Here is a 14,889-nt window from a genome sequence, read left to right as displayed (position 1 = left end):
AGGAGTGATGCGACTGTTGTCCCATCACTGTACGACGCGATGCGACACTTGTCCCGTCATCTAGACTGGCAACATGCCGCGATGGAAACCCGATGCCCGACAGCGCCTGGTCGTGGCTGCGCTGAGCCTGTTCGCCGAGCAGGGCTACGACGAAACGACCGTCGCTCAGATCACCGAGCGGGCAGAGCTCACGCGGAGCACCTTCTTCCGCCACTTCACCGACAAGCGCGAGATCCTCACCATGGGACAGACGGTGCTCAGCCGCCTGCTGGCCGAGGGCATCGACGGCGCCCCTGCGGACGCGACGCCGATGACGGCCGTCGCGGCCGGACTCGAGCGCGCATCGGGCGAGATGACGTCGTTCAACCGCGAGCTCAGCCCGCTGCTGCACGCGGCGATCGAGGCGAACGCGGAGTTGCAGGCGCGCAACGTGCTGAAGTGCATCGGCATGGCCACGGCGATGGTCGACGCGCTGAAGCGACGGAACGTCGCGGAACCCACGGCGCAGGTGGCCGCCGAACTCGGCGTCCTCGCGTTCAGGCTCGGCTACGCCCGGTGGACCGACCCCAGCCACGACGAGGACCCCGGCGGGCTGGCGCCCCACACGCGAGCCGCGTTCGACCAACTCCGCGCGGCAGCCGCCGATCTCAGCTGAGCTCCGCTGATCTCAGCTGAGCTCCGTATCAGCCGCTACGAGGAGTCCTGCCGCCCGTCGGTGCCGCGTAGAGTGGACACAGAGAGTGCTGGATCACGGCTTCCCTCTTCGGAGGGTTATCGGTGAGACGCACGGATGCCTCCGGTGAGGCGGTGCCGGTCCGGCCGTTCCTGGACTTGGTCGACGGCGGCGCGAGTCGCGCCCGGCCGATCTGATCTGTGCGTCGACGCCTCGTCTCGGGAGAGGCGATCCCGCTCGCGGCGGTGACGGCGCGCGGGAGGAGATTCGCCATGAAACTCACCGCCGAGCGGCTGCGGACCTCTGTCCGAAGTACCGCTCCGACCTCCACGCATCCGCCGCCGGTGTCCGCCGCCGACGTCGGCCTGCTGGTGCTCCGGCTGGCCGGCCTGCTGCTGGCCGGCCACGGTGCCCAGAAGCTCTTCGGCCTGTTCGGTGGTGCCGGTCTGAGTGCCACCGGCAAGGGCTTCGAGGCCCTGGGCTACCGGCCCGGCGTCCTTTTCGCCACGCTGGGAGGAGCCTCAGAGCTGTGCGGCGGCCTGGGCCTCGCCCTCGGTCTGTTCACCCCGCTGGCCGCCGCCGCCGTGATCGGGGTGATGATCAACGCGATGTCCGTCAGCTCGGGCAGCGGCCTGTGGGCCGACAAGGGCGGCATGGAGTACCCGCTCTGCCTGGCGCTGGTCGCGATCGCGGTCTCCGCCATCGGCCCCGGACGCCTGGCGCTGGACCGTTCGTTCCGGTGGGGCCACGGTGGGTGGTGGAGCGCGGCCGTCGCCCTGGGGATGGGCGGCATCGGCGCGGGCATCGTGCTGTCCCTGCAAGGGGTGACCCTCTAGCGCCACCAGCAACCAGGTACGCCCCTCACCCAGGACGTGCTCGGCATCGACCTGGACGGCGACCTGGACGGCACCGTCGAAGCAGGGGGTGGCCGCCGAGCGGCAGAACCGCGTCCAACTCGCTGAGCCCGGCACTCGGGCGCGCTCATCCGGCGTGGTCGTAGTCCGGCAGGATCACGTCGTTGTGGGCGGCGCGTTTCCCCGTTCCCGCCAGGTCGGCGGGGGCGGCGCGCAGGGCCGCGTTGCGGGCGTCGAGCAGGTCCTGGGTGCCGGGGACGAGGTCGGTGCCGCCGGAGGTGGCCAGCGCCTGGTTCCGTTCCACGAAGGGGCGCGCCTTGCGCTCGTAGGCCGCGAAGGCGGCCGTGTGGTCGGCGTGGGAGGCCAGTTCTCCGGCCAGGAGGTAGGCGCCGACGAGCGAGACGCTGGAGCCCTGGCCGGACAGGAACGAGGTCGCGTGGGCCGCGTCGCCGGCGAGGGCGACGCGGCCGCGGGACCAGGTGGGCATGTGGATCTGGCTGACGACGTCGAAGAACAGGTCGTCGGCCTCGCGCATCGCGTGCACCAGGCGCGGGATGTGCCAGCTGTGCTCGGGGAAGGCGGCGGCGACGAGTTCTCGCTGCGCCTGAGGGTCCCGGAAGGCGTCGAAGGGGATGTCCTCCCGCTTGAGGATGAGGAACCCGTGCACGCGGTCGGCGGGTTCGTGGGCGTAGAGGACGGCCGCCCGGCCGGGCGTGTTCCAGGTGATCGCTTCGTGGGTTATGCCCAGGTCGTTCGCGAGGGTGAAACCGGCGAAGACGTGGCCGAGGTAGCGGTGGAACGCGTCCTCGGGGCCGAAGACCAGTCCGCGGGTGTTGGAGTGCAGCCCGTCGGTGCCGATCACCAGGTCGAAGGTGCGGTGGGCGCCGCTGTCGAAGGTGACGTCGACGCGGTCCGCACGGTCGTCCAGGGTGGCGATGGAGTCGCCGAAGAGGAATTCGATCCGGTGGCGGAGCGGGGCGTAGAGGGCGCTCGCCAGGTCGCCGCGCCGTACTTCCAGGTCCAGGCCTGCGGCGCCTCCGGTGACGGTTTCGGGGGCGACGGAGCAGATGGGCGCCCCGTCCGCGGCCACGAACGAGAGCCTGCGCGTGTCCACGTGGGCCTCGCGCAGTCGCGGGAGCAGCCCCATGCGGTCGACGACCTCGCGGGCGGCGCCGCGGATGTCGACGGCGTACCCGCCGCCCCGGAGGGCTGACGACCGTTCGACGACGGTGACGTCGAAGCCGTAGCGGTCGAGCCAGTAGGCGAGGGCGGGGCCGGCGATGCTCGCGCCCGAGATGAGGACCTTGCGGTTCGCGGAGTGGTTGTTCACGGTGTGCTCTCCTCCTGGCGGCGCATCCCGGCGGTCGCCTCCTGGCGGCCACACCGAAGATGCGTACCTTAGGTATCTTTATGGACGGCACGGCGCACCCGCGGAGAGCGGGCACAGCTCAAGGATATAGATACCTAAGTTAGGTATTCAAGTGGAGGTGGTGGACCGATGACCGCGGACTCGCCGGACAACCCCGGCGCGGACGAGCAGGCGGCAGCCGTCTGGGCGGCCCTGCCCCGGCTGGCCCAGCTGAGCAGCGCCATGACCCGCGGCCGCCTGGCCGAACGGGCGGCCGAGGCAGCGGGACTCGCCCTGGACCGCCCCGCACTGAGCGCGCTCATGACCCTGCACGCGGCGGACCGGCCGCTGCGCATCGGGGAGATCGCCGAACGGATGCAGGTGGTCGGCCCGCACGTCACGCGACAGATCCAGGCGTTGGAGCGGCGCGGCCTCGTCCAGCGCGTCGGCGACCCGCACGACCGGCGTGCCAGCCTCATCGAGGCGACCGCCGAAGGGACGAGGGCGGCGAACGCCTACGCGGCGTCCATGATCGGCTGGTTCACCGACGCGATAGCGCACTGGTCCGACCAGGACCGAGGGGACCTGGGCCGCTTGCTCGCGAAGCTGGCCGACGACGTCATCGCCCGCCTGGCCCTCCTCGACGACGGCGGCGGGACGCCACCGCCCGCCATCTGACCGGGCCCGGACCGACGTCAGGAGGCCCGCGCCGGGTGTCCGCGCGAGCTGAACGCGCGGCCGGCGCCCACCCCGCGAGGGCGGCGCCCGAACGGTCAGGGCGGCACCTCGAAAACCCGTCCCGCCTCACCTCGTTCGAGTGAAACCCCCGCGGCCGCCGGCATCGGAGGGCCTGGTCGGCGACATCATGCCTCCATGATCACTTCTCCTCCTCGGCCTCTTCCTCGGCCCGCCCGACGGCTGCGCGCGGGCGCCGCCGCCCTCGCCGCCCTCGGCGCGCTCGCCCTCACCGCCACAACTGCCGCCGCCGCCCCCGCCGCCCCCGCGCCACGCCAGGCCGCCCCGTCCACGCGTACGGTCGCCGAGCCGCACTGCGGCGAATGGGTCGACTACAACGGCAACGAGGACCGCCGGATGAAGAGCTGGCTGTGTCTCTACGACAGCGGGGACGGGGGGATCTACCCGACGCTGTGGACCGAGTGCGGCTGGTGGAAGATCATCGGCTGGGCGGACCCGCCGAACGGCTGCCGCATCTGGGAGCCCAGCTCCTACGAGATCACCTTCCCGGACGGCACCAAGACCAAGGACGCGGTCTTCCCCGGCGCCTCCGGCAAGAACAGCGCCGCGAGCAACGGCAGCGCCTACCCCTGCCAGAACGGCACCTGGAAGCTGTGGTCCTACTACGGCGTCCAGATGAAGGACATCCTCGGCAACTGGGGCAGCAACGTGGCGGCCACCCACGAGGTCACCTTCAACGTCACCTGCTCCTGACCCGAAATCCGCTGAGGGTCCGGCCTGGTCCGGACCCTCACTGACGGGCAGACCACGATCGCGCCCCGCCGCCGCGCCGCCTCCTACCGGGCCGCGGCCCCGTGGTGAATCATGGAGGCGGCCGAACGGAGCGAGGGCCCCGGGGCGGACGACACCAGGTCGGCCGCCGCCGGTCCTCATCGAGTGGGACGGGAACAGCATGCCTCTTAGCGGCGAATACCAACCGAGCCCGGAGAAGTGGGTCAGCGACCAGGTCGCGCTGTACGAGGGCTCCGGGGGCACCGAGGGCACGACGCTCCGGGGCGTGCCGGTGGTCGTCCTCACCAGCCTGGGGGCCAAGAGCGGCAAGATCCGCAAGAACCCGCTGATGCGGGTGGAACACGAGGGAACGTACGCCCTGGTGGCCTCGCAGGGCGGCGCGCCCAAGAACCCCACCTGGTACCACAACCTGGTCGCGCACCCGCAGGTCGAGCTCCAGGACGGCGCCGTGCGCCAGGACATGACGGCCCGCGAGGTCGAGGGCGCGGAGCGGGAGCTGTGGTGGTCCCGCGCGGTCGAGGTCTGGCCGGACTATGCCGAGTACCAGACGAAGACGGACCGGGTGATCCCCGTCTTCGTGCTGGAACCGGAGACCGCCGACCGCTGACCCCGAACATGACCGACGGCGACTTCAACGGTGACGGGAACACCCTCCGGCTGTTCTCGGCCGACCGCCAGTCGCGGCCGCCGCACCGCCGGCGGCCGCGATCCGCGGGCTCGGACCGCCGGCTCCACAGCGACCAGCCCGACGACTGCGACCGGGCCTGCGAGGTCGAGGCGCTGGCTGAGTCGAGGGCCTGACTGAGGTGATCGGCCTGCGCGGCCACGGCAGTGCCTCCGCGCCGGTGCGGGGTGACGAGCCCGCCACCACCTGCTACCTGCCTGAGCAGAGCGCCTTGATACGCCATCGCCCGGTCAGTCGGCGACGGGTCGCCAGGCGGGGCCGTCGCCGTCGAGGTGGACCCGGCCGAACACCACGTCCGCGAAGTGGACGCCGAAGCCGATCGTGCAAGGCCGGGCCAACTCGGCGACCAGGCGCCGGCGTTCTCGCGCGGCCCGGTCGGGGTCGAGGTCGGGGGCGGCCGACCACTCGGGGTGGTCCACCTGGACCGGTGAGTGCATGGCGTCGCCGAAGGCGATCAGCCGCTCGCCGCCCCCGGTGATGACGTAGGACGCGTGTCCGGCGGTGTGGCCGGGGGTGAGCAGCACGTGCACGCCGGGGAAGATCTCGTCGCCGTCGAGGACGGTGCGCACCTGTGGTGCCATGATCCGGAGGATCTCGTCGGTGATGCCGCGCGCCGCCAGGAGGTGGCGGTGTTCCCATTCGGGTGCGGCGACCAGGAGGTCGCGGCCGGCGAACGGGGGTTGGTCGTGGCCCGGGCCGGGGTTCCAGGCCCAGCCGATGTGGTCGAGGTGCAGGTGGGTGATGGCGACGGCCTCGATCGTGGCCGGCGGACGGCCCAGCGCGGCCAGGTTGTCGAGCAGCGCACCGCCGTGGATGGCTCCGCGCGGGTTGCCCGGCTGGGCCGGAATCACCTGCGGGCCGAAGCCCGTGTCGATCAGCAGCGCGCGGTCGCCGTGCTCCACCAGCAGGGCGCCGATGCCCGCCGCCAGGTTGCCGGAGTCGTCGAGGTACTCGGGGTGGGCGGCCCAGTCCTCGTCCGTGCTGTCGGGGAACCAGCCGCGCGCGCCGAGTTCCACGGCACCGTCCGGCACGTAGGTCACCTTCGTGTCGCCGAGTCGGAGTGATCGTGTCATCGCCGGGCGCCGCAGCCGTTCGGCCGACGCCGTCCGGTCCGTGGCCTGTTCCTTCGGGGTGTTCGTCATGGTCGCTCTCCTGGTGCGTGGAGGTGAAGGCGCGTTCGCTCGGTGTCGGTCCGACGTGGCGCCGGCCCGGTGGCGGGTGTGCCGAGCAGGGCACGGCCCGCGGATCGGGTGGGGAACCGTGGTCTGCGGCACCGGCCGCATGGGCGGCGGCGACCGCAGGTGTCCAGTTCACTCCGGTCGGAGCTCGCGATCCAGCAGCACTTCGAGTTCGCGACGATCACGAATCGCGATCGTCGCGCGCCGCCTCCCGACAGGCCTCCAGCAGCAAGCGCACCCGCTCGGGGGCGGCGGCACCGTGCACCGCCAACACGGTGGGCAGGGAGAGCGGTGCCTCGGCGCTCCGCGCCCTGGACGGGGAACGCACCGGCAGGAACGCCACCTGACCGCCGCGCAGCTGGTCGGCGTGCGCCGCGTACACCACCGTCCAACCGGCGACACCCGCGCCCAGCGCCGCAAGGGTGTCCTGGAGCGAGCTGTGCGGCGGTCCGGGCACGGGCTCGAATCCGGCGTCCCGGCAGGCACCCACGACCAGATCGACCAGCGGCGGGTTGCTCCGGCGTTCCGTCAGGTGAAGCGGCAGCTCCGAGAGCCGGGCGAGGTCGACCGCGTCCGCCCCGGCCAGCGGGTGGCGGGCCGGCAGGGCGACCACGAGTTCCTCCCGCCACACCGGGATCAGCCGCACGCCTTGCGGCGCCGCGACCTCTCCGCGCACGAAGGCCGCGTCCCACTCCCGGTCGGCGACCCGCCGCAGGCGCTCCTCCGGCGCCGCCGACGCCAACTCCACCCGGGTGCCGGGCGCGTTTCGCTCCAGCGCCGCCAGCACCCGTTCCAACCGCACGCCCATGCCCCGGCTCGTCCCGACGCGAAGCACGGTCTCCCGCTCGGCGACGAAGCCGCCGACCAGATCCAGGGCCCGTTGTCCGGCCGCCAACACCTCACGGGCGCCGGGCAGGAACGCCGCCCCCGCGGCAGTCAGCCGCACGCGGCGCGCCGAGCGGTCGAACAGCTCGACGCCCAGCTCACGCTCCAGCCGGCCGATCTGCTGGCTGACGGCCGACTGTACGATCATCAACCGCTCGGCTGCGCGACCGAAGTGCAACTCCTCCGCCACCGCCACGAAGTACCGCAACTGACGAAATTCCATGACCTCGACCGGATCGGGAGCAGGGCACCGCCAGGCTACGGCAAGCACCAGCGCCCCGGTCCGACCGCTCGGCTCACCCCGTCTCGGGGGGCCTATCCCTGGGCGGTGGGGCGAACGACGATGTCGCCGACGTCGACACCGTCCGGCTGCTCGATGGCGAAGGCGATGGCGCGGGCCACCGCGGTCGGCGGGAGGGCGATCTCCATCAGCTTGTCGATCCGGGCCTTCGCGGCCGGGTCCATGTGCTCCGCGAAGTCGGTGCGGACGGCGCCGGGGGAGACGACGGTCACGCGCAGGTTGGCGCCGGCCTCCTGGCGCAGGCCCTCGGAGACGGTGCGCACGGCGTTCTTGGTGGCGGCGTACACGGACTGGAGCGGGACGATGCGCAGTCCGGCGGTGGAGACGGTGTTGACGAAGTGTCCGAATCCCTGCTCCCGGAAGAGGGGAAGGGCTGCGGCGATTCCGTACAGGACACCTTTGAGGTTGACGTCGATCATCTGCTCCCAGTCCTCGACGCGCAGGTCGTCGAGGGGGGAGATCAGGCCGATCCCGGCGTTGCTGACGAGGACGTCGAGCTTGCCGTACCGCTCGCGTGCCAGCTTGACGAGGCAGGGGAGGTCCTCGCGCCGCGTCACGTCCGTGCGGATCCAGGCGGCCTCGCCACCGGCCTGTTCGATGCGGGCGGCCAGGGCGGCGAGGCGCTCCGGACGGCGTGCCCCGAGGACGACCTTCGCGCCTCGCTCGGCCAGCAGAAGCGCGGTCGCCTCGCCGATGCCGCTGCTGGCGCCCGTGATCGCCACGACCTTGCCTTCGATTCCCGGCATGCTCGCCTGTCCTTCCAGAGTGCGGATCGTGGAGTGCGGAGTGCGGAGCGGAGGAGGCGTCCGGGCAGGTCGGACCATGCCCTAGAGTGAAAGTGGAGGCTCCGCCACTTCGCCCAGACTAAGCGGCGGAGCCTCCACTTAGCAACGGAGAAGGGAGCGAGCCGCCGATGACCCGAGAGGCAGGACGCCCGCTGAGGGCCGACGCGCAGCGCAACCGGGACAAGATTCTGGCCGCCGCGGTGCGCGTGTTCAGCGAGGAGGGGCTCGACGCCCACTTCGAGCGCATCGCCAGGGAAGCGGGCGTGGGAACGGGCACGCTCTACCGCAACTTCCCGACCCGCGAGGCACTGATCGAGGCGGCGTACCGCAACGAAGTCGCCCGGCTGTGCGAGGCCGCCTCCGGCCTCCTGGCGACGATGCCACCCGCCGACGCCCTGCGGGTGTGGACTCGCCGCTTCATCGACTACGCCACCGCCAAATACGGCATGGCCGACGCCCTGCGAGCCGTCGTCGCCTCGGGCGGCAACCCCTACGCCGACAGCCACGAGATGATTCAGGGCGCCCTCGACTCCCTGATGGAGGCCGGTGTCGCCGCCGGAACGATCCGCTCCGACATCCGTCCGACCGACATGTTCGCCGCCCTCGCCGGAATCGCCCTCACCTCGGCCAAGCCCGAGCAGCGAGAGCAGGCCGAACGCCTCCTCGACCTCACCCTGGACGGGCTGAGGTCCGTGCCGCCCCGGTTGCCCGGGAACTGACGACGGAGCCGGGCACCGCGCGTGTGCCGGTGCCCGGCCAGGCTGTCGGCCGGTGCGGGGGTGTGGTGGCAGAACGGGACCGCCCGGCCGCCGGCTCGGGTGAGGCGGCGACCGGGCGGTCGGGGTGTGTCGGGGTGGGTGTGGGGCCGTGTCCCGGGGTCAGGCAGCGGCCGGTTCGGGCTGCTCCGCCTGACGGTCGGCGGGCTGTCCGGTGGTGGTGGGGGTGTTCTCCCGGGGGGCGGGGAGTGCGGCCATGATCGCGGCGGAGATCACGATGGTCGCGGCCCAGGCGAGCCCGTACCTGCCGACGGGGGTGTCGGAGAGCGGGCCGGCGAACCAGTCGCACTTGGTGAAGGCGAGCCCCAGCAGCAGGGCGAGCACCCAGGACACCATGGCCTGCCAGCAGAAGCCGCCGGTGTACCAGTAGCGGCTGTTCCTGCTGGTGTCCATGAGCCCGGCGGCGTCGTAGCGCACCGCGCGTGAACGGCGCCGGAACATGTCCACCGCGTAGACGCCGATCCAGGCCGAGAAGGAGACGGCGAGCAGGATCAGGAAGGTGATGAAAGAGCCCAGGAAGCTCTTGGCGACCAGCATCAGCAGCAGGCCGCCGACCAGCGAGATCACGGCGTTGATGCTGACGGCCGTGGCGCGCGGCAGCTTGACGCCCATGGTCTGCGCGGTGAAGCCGGCCGAGTACATGGAGAGGCTGTTGATCAGCAGCATGCCCACGATCGCGGTCAGCAGGTAGGGCACGGCCAGCCAGGTCGGCAGCAGGTCGCCGAGGAAGGAGACCGGGTCGGCGGCCTGGGCCAGGCCGGGCGAGGCCACCGCCATCACGGCGCCCATGAGCACCATGGGCACCATCACCAGGCCGGCGCCGGAGACCGTCACGCCGACGATCTTCCTGCCGGAGGCGGCGTGCGGGAGGTACCGGGCGAAGTCCGGGCCGGTGGGGACCCAGCTGATGCCGCCGGCGGCGATCGTCCCGATGCCGGCGATCATCATCGCGGTGGTGCCCGCGGGCTTGGCGAAGACCTCGCTCCAGTGCATGGTGGCGACCAGGTAGCCCAGTACCAGCACGCTGAAGACGCCGAAGAGGTACGTCGACCAGGTGTTGCAGACGTTCAGTGCCTTACGTCCCATGCCGGAGACCAGGAAGGTGCAGGCGACGAAGGCGAAGAGCGTGACGACGATCAGCGCGGTGTTGGTCTTGACGCCGAAGAGCAGGTCGAGGACGGTCAGCACGGCGTAGGCGCCGGTGACGGCGTTGATCGTCTCCCAGCCGAACCGGGCGATCCAGAGCACGGCGCCGGGGAAGAGGTTGCCGCGTACCCCGAAGGTGGCGCGCGAGAGGGTCGCGCCCGGCGCCCCGCCCCACTTGCCGGAGACCGACAGCACGCCGACCAGGCCGAACGAGATGAGCGCGGCGCACGCCGCGACGATCAGGACCTGCCAGAAGTTCAACTGGTTGAACACCACCAGGGCGGCGCCCATGGTGAGCAGCAGGACGCTGATGTTCGCCGCGACCCAGGTCGGGAAGAGCTCGCGGACTCTGCCCCCGCGTTCGTGGTCGGGGACGGGTTCGATGCCGCGGGTTTCTATCGCGCCGCCGGTTTCGGCGTTCGACGGGTTGTCCATGAGGGTGGCTCCGTGCGTGTGAAGCGGAGATAAATCGAACAAATGGGGCATTTATGGAACTCTTCGCGCGTAGCGCGGGAGTTGAGCCATCCTACTTTGTCCGCTTCGGTTCCAGGTCGGCCCGGTATCGGAAGGGAGGGTGCCGACCGTACGTCGCCGGCCCGAGAGCGGAGGCCTGACCGGGTGCGCGCTGAGCCAGGTGCTCAGCGCGCACCCGAGGGGTCTCACCTGGGCGTCACCGGGGTCTCACCCGGGTCTCACCTGGTGAACAGCGAGCTGCCGCCGACGGTGCGGGTGGTGCCGTCGGCGAGGGTGACGGTGACCGTGTCGGGGACGGCGCGGTGCGACATGGTCCCGGGCCACCAGGCGGTCCAGCGGCCGTCCGCCACGGTGACCTGGAAGGTGCGTCCGGCGACCTGCATGGTGATCGTCCTCACGTCGGCCCCCACGGAGCCCTGCGCGTAGTTGAACATGCTGTCCCCATCCCCGTGGGAGCCGCCGGTGTCGTAGGTGACCGCATCGGCCGCCACGTTCTTCACCGGGTCGATCGCCTCCCACAGGCCGCTGGTCTCCGAGGCGACGTAGCAGAGCATGGCGTTGCCGCCGCGGTTGACGATCATGGAGGCGACCTTGCCCCGCAGGTCCGCGTTGGTGATCTTGACGGGTTGCCCGGCGCCCGGGCCGTCGGCCATCCGGTCCAGGCACCACTTCTCGGCGGTGGCGCCCGGGCCGGTCGACGCGGCCAGCGGCGTCGGGACGCCGGTCCAGCTGGCCAGTTCCGCGGAGCTCAGCGGCCCGCGGGCGCCGCCTGGCGAGGACTGCGTCACGGCCACGGCCACGGCCGTACCCACGACGAGCGCACTGGCGAGGGTGACGGTCAGCCGCCGCCGAAAGCGCGGCCTGGCCGGGGCCGGGGCCGGGGCCGGGACCGGAGCGGGGGCCGGGGTCGCGGCCGTGGTGGGGGTGGAGGTGTCGAGGTCGATCTGGCGCATCAGGCGCTCCCGGTGTAGGGCGTGGCGTCCTGCGGGGAGGTCGCGCTCGGCCGGCACGGGCACCAGCCCGAGCAGTTCCGCGCGCTCGACCGGCTCCGGCCGCTGTCCGGCGTTCACTGGTGTACCTCCTTCGGGGACGGGGCCGCGTTCGCGGACCCACCCTGGATCTGGTTCCGGTCACGGCCGGGTTCCACTTTTTTCCGTTGCGCCCGGCGCTGGGCCGTCTCGGCGAGACGGTGCAGCCGGGTCCGGGCCCGGGACAGGCGTGAGCGTACGGTGCCCACCGGTACGCCCAGGGCCTCGGCGGCCTCCTGGTAGTCCAGGCCCGCCCACACGCACAGGGCCAGCACCTCGCGGTCCGGGCGGCGCAACCGCGCCAGCGACTGCCGCAGGACCGCGATCCGCGCCGCGTCGTCGATCCGCCCGGCCACCTCCTGCGCGAAGTCGGGAACGTCCTCGCGGGCCGGCGGGAGCTGCGCCAGTACCTGCCAGTGCCGCCGGGCGGCCCGGCGCTGGTTGCTGACCAGCTTCGTGGCGATGCCCAGCAGCCAGGGCCGCAGCGACCCGCCCTCCGCCTCGACCCGGTCGTGCCGGCGCCAGGCCTCCAGGAACGTCAACGACATCACGTCCTCCGCCGTCGACCAGTCCCCGGTGAGGCGGAACACGTGGTTGTACACCGCGCGCGCATACGTGTCGAAGAGCCGGCCGAACGCGTCCCGGTCACCGGCCCGCACCCTCGCGCGCACATCTCGATCTGAAGAGTCCACGCCCCCTATCTGGTGCCCCGCCCGTCCGGGTTCCTATGACCTGCGTCACCCGCGAAGGCGCCCGGGGCTCTGCCGGCCGGGAGCCGGGCTACACCGGCAGCGCGAACCTCCTGGTCTGCCGCATCACCCAGGGCCGCGCCGGGAGCGACAAACCCGGCACCACCCCGCAACGCTTCGCCCGACTCCTCCTCACCCGCCCGGAGCGCCTGCGCGACAAGGACGCAGCACTGCTGCGGGAACTCACCGGATCCTGTTCCGGGATAACCGAACTCGCCCATTTTGCAAGAGAGTTCGCACAACTGCTGACGCAGGCGGCGGGCGGTGGCGCCAAGCTCGCCGACGACGATCTGGACCACGTGATCACCGCGCCGGAGTGCTCATTGACATCTCGCATGGGCCGTCACCGGCGCTCGTCACGCTTCGATACCACCGATCACGGGACCGGGCCCCATGCATGACGGACCCCCGCTGCGGACGGCCGATCCCGGGCAGGGGGCGTGCTCAGGCGGTCGCGTCGAGGGCCGGGGGCTGCCAGTTGTACGTCCCGGCGGAGCGGTTGAGCAGGGTGCGGGCAGGGAGGAGGCCGGCGAGGGTGAGGGCGGCATCGCGCAGGCGGGTGGCGGCGGGGGTGCGGAGGGCGACGAGGTCGCCGATGCGGCGGGAGCCGGTGACGATGGCGGTGGTGCGCGGGAGGCGTGCGGCGGTGTAGGCGGGGAGGGTGGCGGCCGGGTCCCCGGCGGGGGTCAGGGCGGAGGCGAGGACGACGGCGTCCTCGATGGCCTGGCAGGCGCCCTGGCCCTGGAAGGGGCACATGGCGTGGGCGGCGTCGCCGAGGAGGGCGACCCGGCCGTGGTGGTAGGCGGGCAGGGGGTCGGCGAGGTCCCAGACGTCGTGGCGTAGGACGCGCCCGGGTTCCGCGAGCGTGAGGAGTCGGGGCACGGGCGCGCACCAGGTGCCGAACCGGCGCAGGAGTTCGGCCTTCTCGTCGCCGTCGGCGGCGCGGGCGCCGGCCGGGGCGAGGGCGGCGCCGTACACGTAGACCCGGCCGTCGGCGAGCGGGACGACGCCGGCGAGCTGTCCGCGTCCCCAGACCTCGCCCACGGCATCCGGCCGGCGGGTGGGGGACACGATGGTGCGCCAGGTGGTGAAGCCGCTGTAGCGGGGGCCGGGGTGCTGCGGGAAGAGCTGCGCGCGGGTGGCGGAGCGCAGGCCGTCGGCGGCGACCACCAGGGCGGCGGGCCGGTCCCCGTCGGGGGTCCAGACGACGGCTGGTTCGGTGGTGCCTCCGGGGGTGACGAGGGCGGCGGGCGAGTCGGTGCGGACGGTGCCGTCCGGAAGGGCGTCGACCAGGGCGGCGATGACGTCGGCGCGGGCGACGGCGGTGATCGTCTCGCCGAAGCAGGCCTCGAAGGTGGCGGTGTCGGTGCGGGCGAGCCAGCGTCCCGAGGGGTGGCGCAGGCCGATGGCGGGATGTGGGGAGGCGAGGGCGCGCAGGCGTTCGCCGACGCCGAGCCGGTCGAGGGCGCGCAGGGCGTTGGGGGCGAGGGCGAGTCCGGCGCCGACGGGTTCGAGCGAGGCGGCACGCTCGTGGACGGTCACGGGGATGCCCCGGCGGTGGAGGGCGAGGGCGGCGGAGAGTCCGCCGATGCCGCCGCCGATGACGATCGCCTGATACGCGTCCATGAGTGAACCCCTCTCCCGGCACTACGGCTGTAGTGACCACTTCCCGCACCGTACTACACCTGTAGTTGGAATGGGCTAGTGTTGACGGGAAAGGGGTTCGGGCCCGCCCCTGGGCGAGATCCCCTGAGGAGAGAGGCCATGATCGGACCCATGACACCGCCGCGCCCGACGCTGATCGCCGACGCCGCCATCGCCCTGATCGCCGAGCGCGGCCTGCGCGGGCTGACCCACCGCGCGGTGGACGAGGAGGCCGGACTGCCCGCCGGCTCGACCTCGAACCTCGCCCGGACCAGGGCCGCCCTGCTCGACCTCGCCCTCACCCGCATCGTCGAACGCGAGACCGGAGGCCACCCGCTCATGGCCGGTGGGCCCGCGCCGGACGCCTGCCCGCGCAACCTGCTCGCCCAAGGCGTTGCCGAGCTGCTGCACGAGGCGCTCACCACCGGGCGCAGCCTCACCCTGGCCCGCCTCGAACTCGCCCTGGAAGCCACCCGCCGGCCCGAACTGCGCGCCGGCTACGACCGGCTGGGCGCGCGCTTCACCGACACCGCTGCCGCCCTGCTGGCACAGAGCGGCTCGGCCGACCCGGTGGCCGACGCCCGACGGCTGATCCGCTGGTGCGACGGCCTGCTGTTCAACGGCGCCGCGGGAAGCGGGCACTGGCACGTGCCGACACCGGAGGAACTGCGCGGCGAGGTGGCACGCTACCTCGCCGCCCTGCTCGACCGGCACTGACCGGCCGGGACGGGTCGACCGTCGCGGACGCAAACCCTCGGCCGGACCGGAGCGCACACCCGGCACCGGTACGAGGATGAGACGCCGTTACCGGAACCTGACGGTACCGATGGAGGAGCGATACGAGCTCCAGACCAGGACCTGACGTTCTGTTCCTA

The 14,889-nt window shown here is 72.4% G+C and carries 17 protein-coding genes; 9 read left to right on the top strand and 8 right to left on the bottom strand.

The annotated features are described in order from the left end of the window. The first annotated feature begins 73 nt into the window (after positions 1-73). Positions 74-655 carry a TetR/AcrR family transcriptional regulator gene (locus tag ABT015_RS14575; protein WP_350879315.1) on the top strand — a complete coding sequence of 194 codons (582 nt, stop codon included), beginning with the start codon at positions 74-76 and terminating at the stop codon, positions 653-655. Between the two features lie 290 nt (positions 656-945). Beyond that, positions 946-1,509, top strand: a complete 564-nt coding sequence (locus tag ABT015_RS14570) for a DoxX family protein (protein WP_350879314.1) — start codon at positions 946-948, stop codon at positions 1,507-1,509. A 145-nt stretch (positions 1,510-1,654) separates the two neighbouring features. Here ABT015_RS14570 and ABT015_RS14565 read toward each other — a convergent pair whose 3' ends face one another. Then, positions 1,655-2,857 carry an FAD-dependent monooxygenase gene (locus ABT015_RS14565; RefSeq protein WP_350879313.1) on the bottom strand — a complete coding sequence of 401 codons (1,203 nt, stop codon included), beginning with the start codon at positions 2,855-2,857 and terminating at the stop codon, positions 1,655-1,657. A gap of 168 nt (positions 2,858-3,025) precedes the next feature. On the opposite strand from ABT015_RS14565, the gene ABT015_RS14560 reads away from it, so the two are divergent. The 4 genes from ABT015_RS14560 (at position 3,026) to ABT015_RS14545 (ending at position 5,164) form a co-directional block, all read left to right on the top strand. After that, complete coding sequence (locus ABT015_RS14560; protein WP_350879311.1) at positions 3,026-3,553, top strand: MarR family winged helix-turn-helix transcriptional regulator; 528 nt, start codon at positions 3,026-3,028, stop codon at positions 3,551-3,553. A gap of 195 nt (positions 3,554-3,748) precedes the next feature. After that, entirely contained in the window at positions 3,749-4,324 is a 576-nt protein-coding gene (locus tag ABT015_RS14555) for a hypothetical protein (protein ID WP_350879309.1), read from the top strand. A 199-nt stretch (positions 4,325-4,523) separates the two neighbouring features. Further along, on the top strand, positions 4,524-4,970 hold the full coding sequence (locus ABT015_RS14550; protein ID WP_350879308.1) for a nitroreductase family deazaflavin-dependent oxidoreductase: 447 nt from the start codon (positions 4,524-4,526) through the stop codon (positions 4,968-4,970). Positions 4,971-4,978: 8 nt separating this feature from the next. Then, positions 4,979-5,164, top strand: a complete 186-nt coding sequence (locus ABT015_RS14545) for a hypothetical protein (protein WP_350879306.1) — start codon at positions 4,979-4,981, stop codon at positions 5,162-5,164. Positions 5,165-5,278: 114 nt separating this feature from the next. Here the strand turns inward: ABT015_RS14545 and ABT015_RS14540 are convergent, their stop codons facing one another. The 3 genes from ABT015_RS14540 to ABT015_RS14530 form a co-directional block, all read right to left on the bottom strand. Continuing rightward, on the bottom strand, positions 5,279-6,190 hold the full coding sequence (locus tag ABT015_RS14540) for an MBL fold metallo-hydrolase (protein ID WP_350879305.1): 912 nt from the start codon (positions 6,188-6,190) through the stop codon (positions 5,279-5,281). Between the two features lie 217 nt (positions 6,191-6,407). After that, on the bottom strand, positions 6,408-7,334 hold the full coding sequence (locus ABT015_RS14535; RefSeq protein ID WP_350879304.1) for a LysR family transcriptional regulator: 927 nt from the start codon (positions 7,332-7,334) through the stop codon (positions 6,408-6,410). A gap of 92 nt (positions 7,335-7,426) precedes the next feature. Continuing rightward, on the bottom strand, positions 7,427-8,158 hold the full coding sequence (locus tag ABT015_RS14530; RefSeq protein WP_350879303.1) for an SDR family oxidoreductase: 732 nt from the start codon (positions 8,156-8,158) through the stop codon (positions 7,427-7,429). Positions 8,159-8,325: 167 nt separating this feature from the next. Here ABT015_RS14530 and ABT015_RS14525 point away from each other — a divergent pair, with 167 nt between their 5' ends. Further along, entirely contained in the window at positions 8,326-8,916 is a 591-nt protein-coding gene (locus ABT015_RS14525; RefSeq protein ID WP_350879302.1) for a TetR/AcrR family transcriptional regulator, read from the top strand. A 159-nt stretch (positions 8,917-9,075) separates the two neighbouring features. Here the strand turns inward: ABT015_RS14525 and ABT015_RS14520 are convergent, their stop codons facing one another. The 3 genes from ABT015_RS14520 to ABT015_RS14510 form a co-directional block, all read right to left on the bottom strand. Continuing rightward, positions 9,076-10,554: a purine-cytosine permease family protein gene (locus ABT015_RS14520; RefSeq protein WP_350879301.1), complete on the bottom strand. Its 1,479-nt coding sequence runs from the start codon at positions 10,552-10,554 to the stop codon at positions 9,076-9,078. A 257-nt stretch (positions 10,555-10,811) separates the two neighbouring features. Further along, complete coding sequence (locus ABT015_RS14515) at positions 10,812-11,663, bottom strand: hypothetical protein (protein WP_350879300.1); 852 nt, start codon at positions 11,661-11,663, stop codon at positions 10,812-10,814. After that, positions 11,660-12,292: an RNA polymerase sigma factor gene (locus tag ABT015_RS14510; protein ID WP_350879299.1), complete on the bottom strand. Its 633-nt coding sequence runs from the start codon at positions 12,290-12,292 to the stop codon at positions 11,660-11,662. Before ABT015_RS14510 ends, ABT015_RS14515 begins: the two co-directional genes overlap by 4 nt. Before the next feature lie 56 nt (positions 12,293-12,348). Between ABT015_RS14510 and ABT015_RS14505 the strand changes: the two genes are divergently transcribed. After that, positions 12,349-12,771 (top strand): hypothetical protein, encoded by a 423-nt coding sequence (locus ABT015_RS14505; protein WP_350879298.1) that lies wholly within the window; start codon positions 12,349-12,351, stop codon positions 12,769-12,771. 43 nt (positions 12,772-12,814) lie between these two features. Here ABT015_RS14505 and ABT015_RS14500 read toward each other — a convergent pair whose 3' ends face one another. Further along, positions 12,815-13,996 carry an FAD-dependent monooxygenase gene (locus tag ABT015_RS14500; RefSeq protein ID WP_350879297.1) on the bottom strand — a complete coding sequence of 394 codons (1,182 nt, stop codon included), beginning with the start codon at positions 13,994-13,996 and terminating at the stop codon, positions 12,815-12,817. Between the two features lie 138 nt (positions 13,997-14,134). On the opposite strand from ABT015_RS14500, the gene ABT015_RS14495 reads away from it, so the two are divergent. After that, positions 14,135-14,731, top strand: coding sequence for a TetR/AcrR family transcriptional regulator (locus ABT015_RS14495; protein ID WP_350879296.1), 597 nt, complete (start codon positions 14,135-14,137; stop codon positions 14,729-14,731). Positions 14,732-14,889 lie beyond the last annotated feature (158 nt).

Origin of the sequence: Kitasatospora sp. NPDC094016 (assembly GCF_040304045.1) — a bacterium.
GTDB lineage: Bacteria > Actinomycetota > Actinomycetes > Streptomycetales > Streptomycetaceae > Kitasatospora.
Note: the sequence above shows the minus strand (reverse complement) of the source record. Positions and strands in the feature narration are given on the sequence as shown.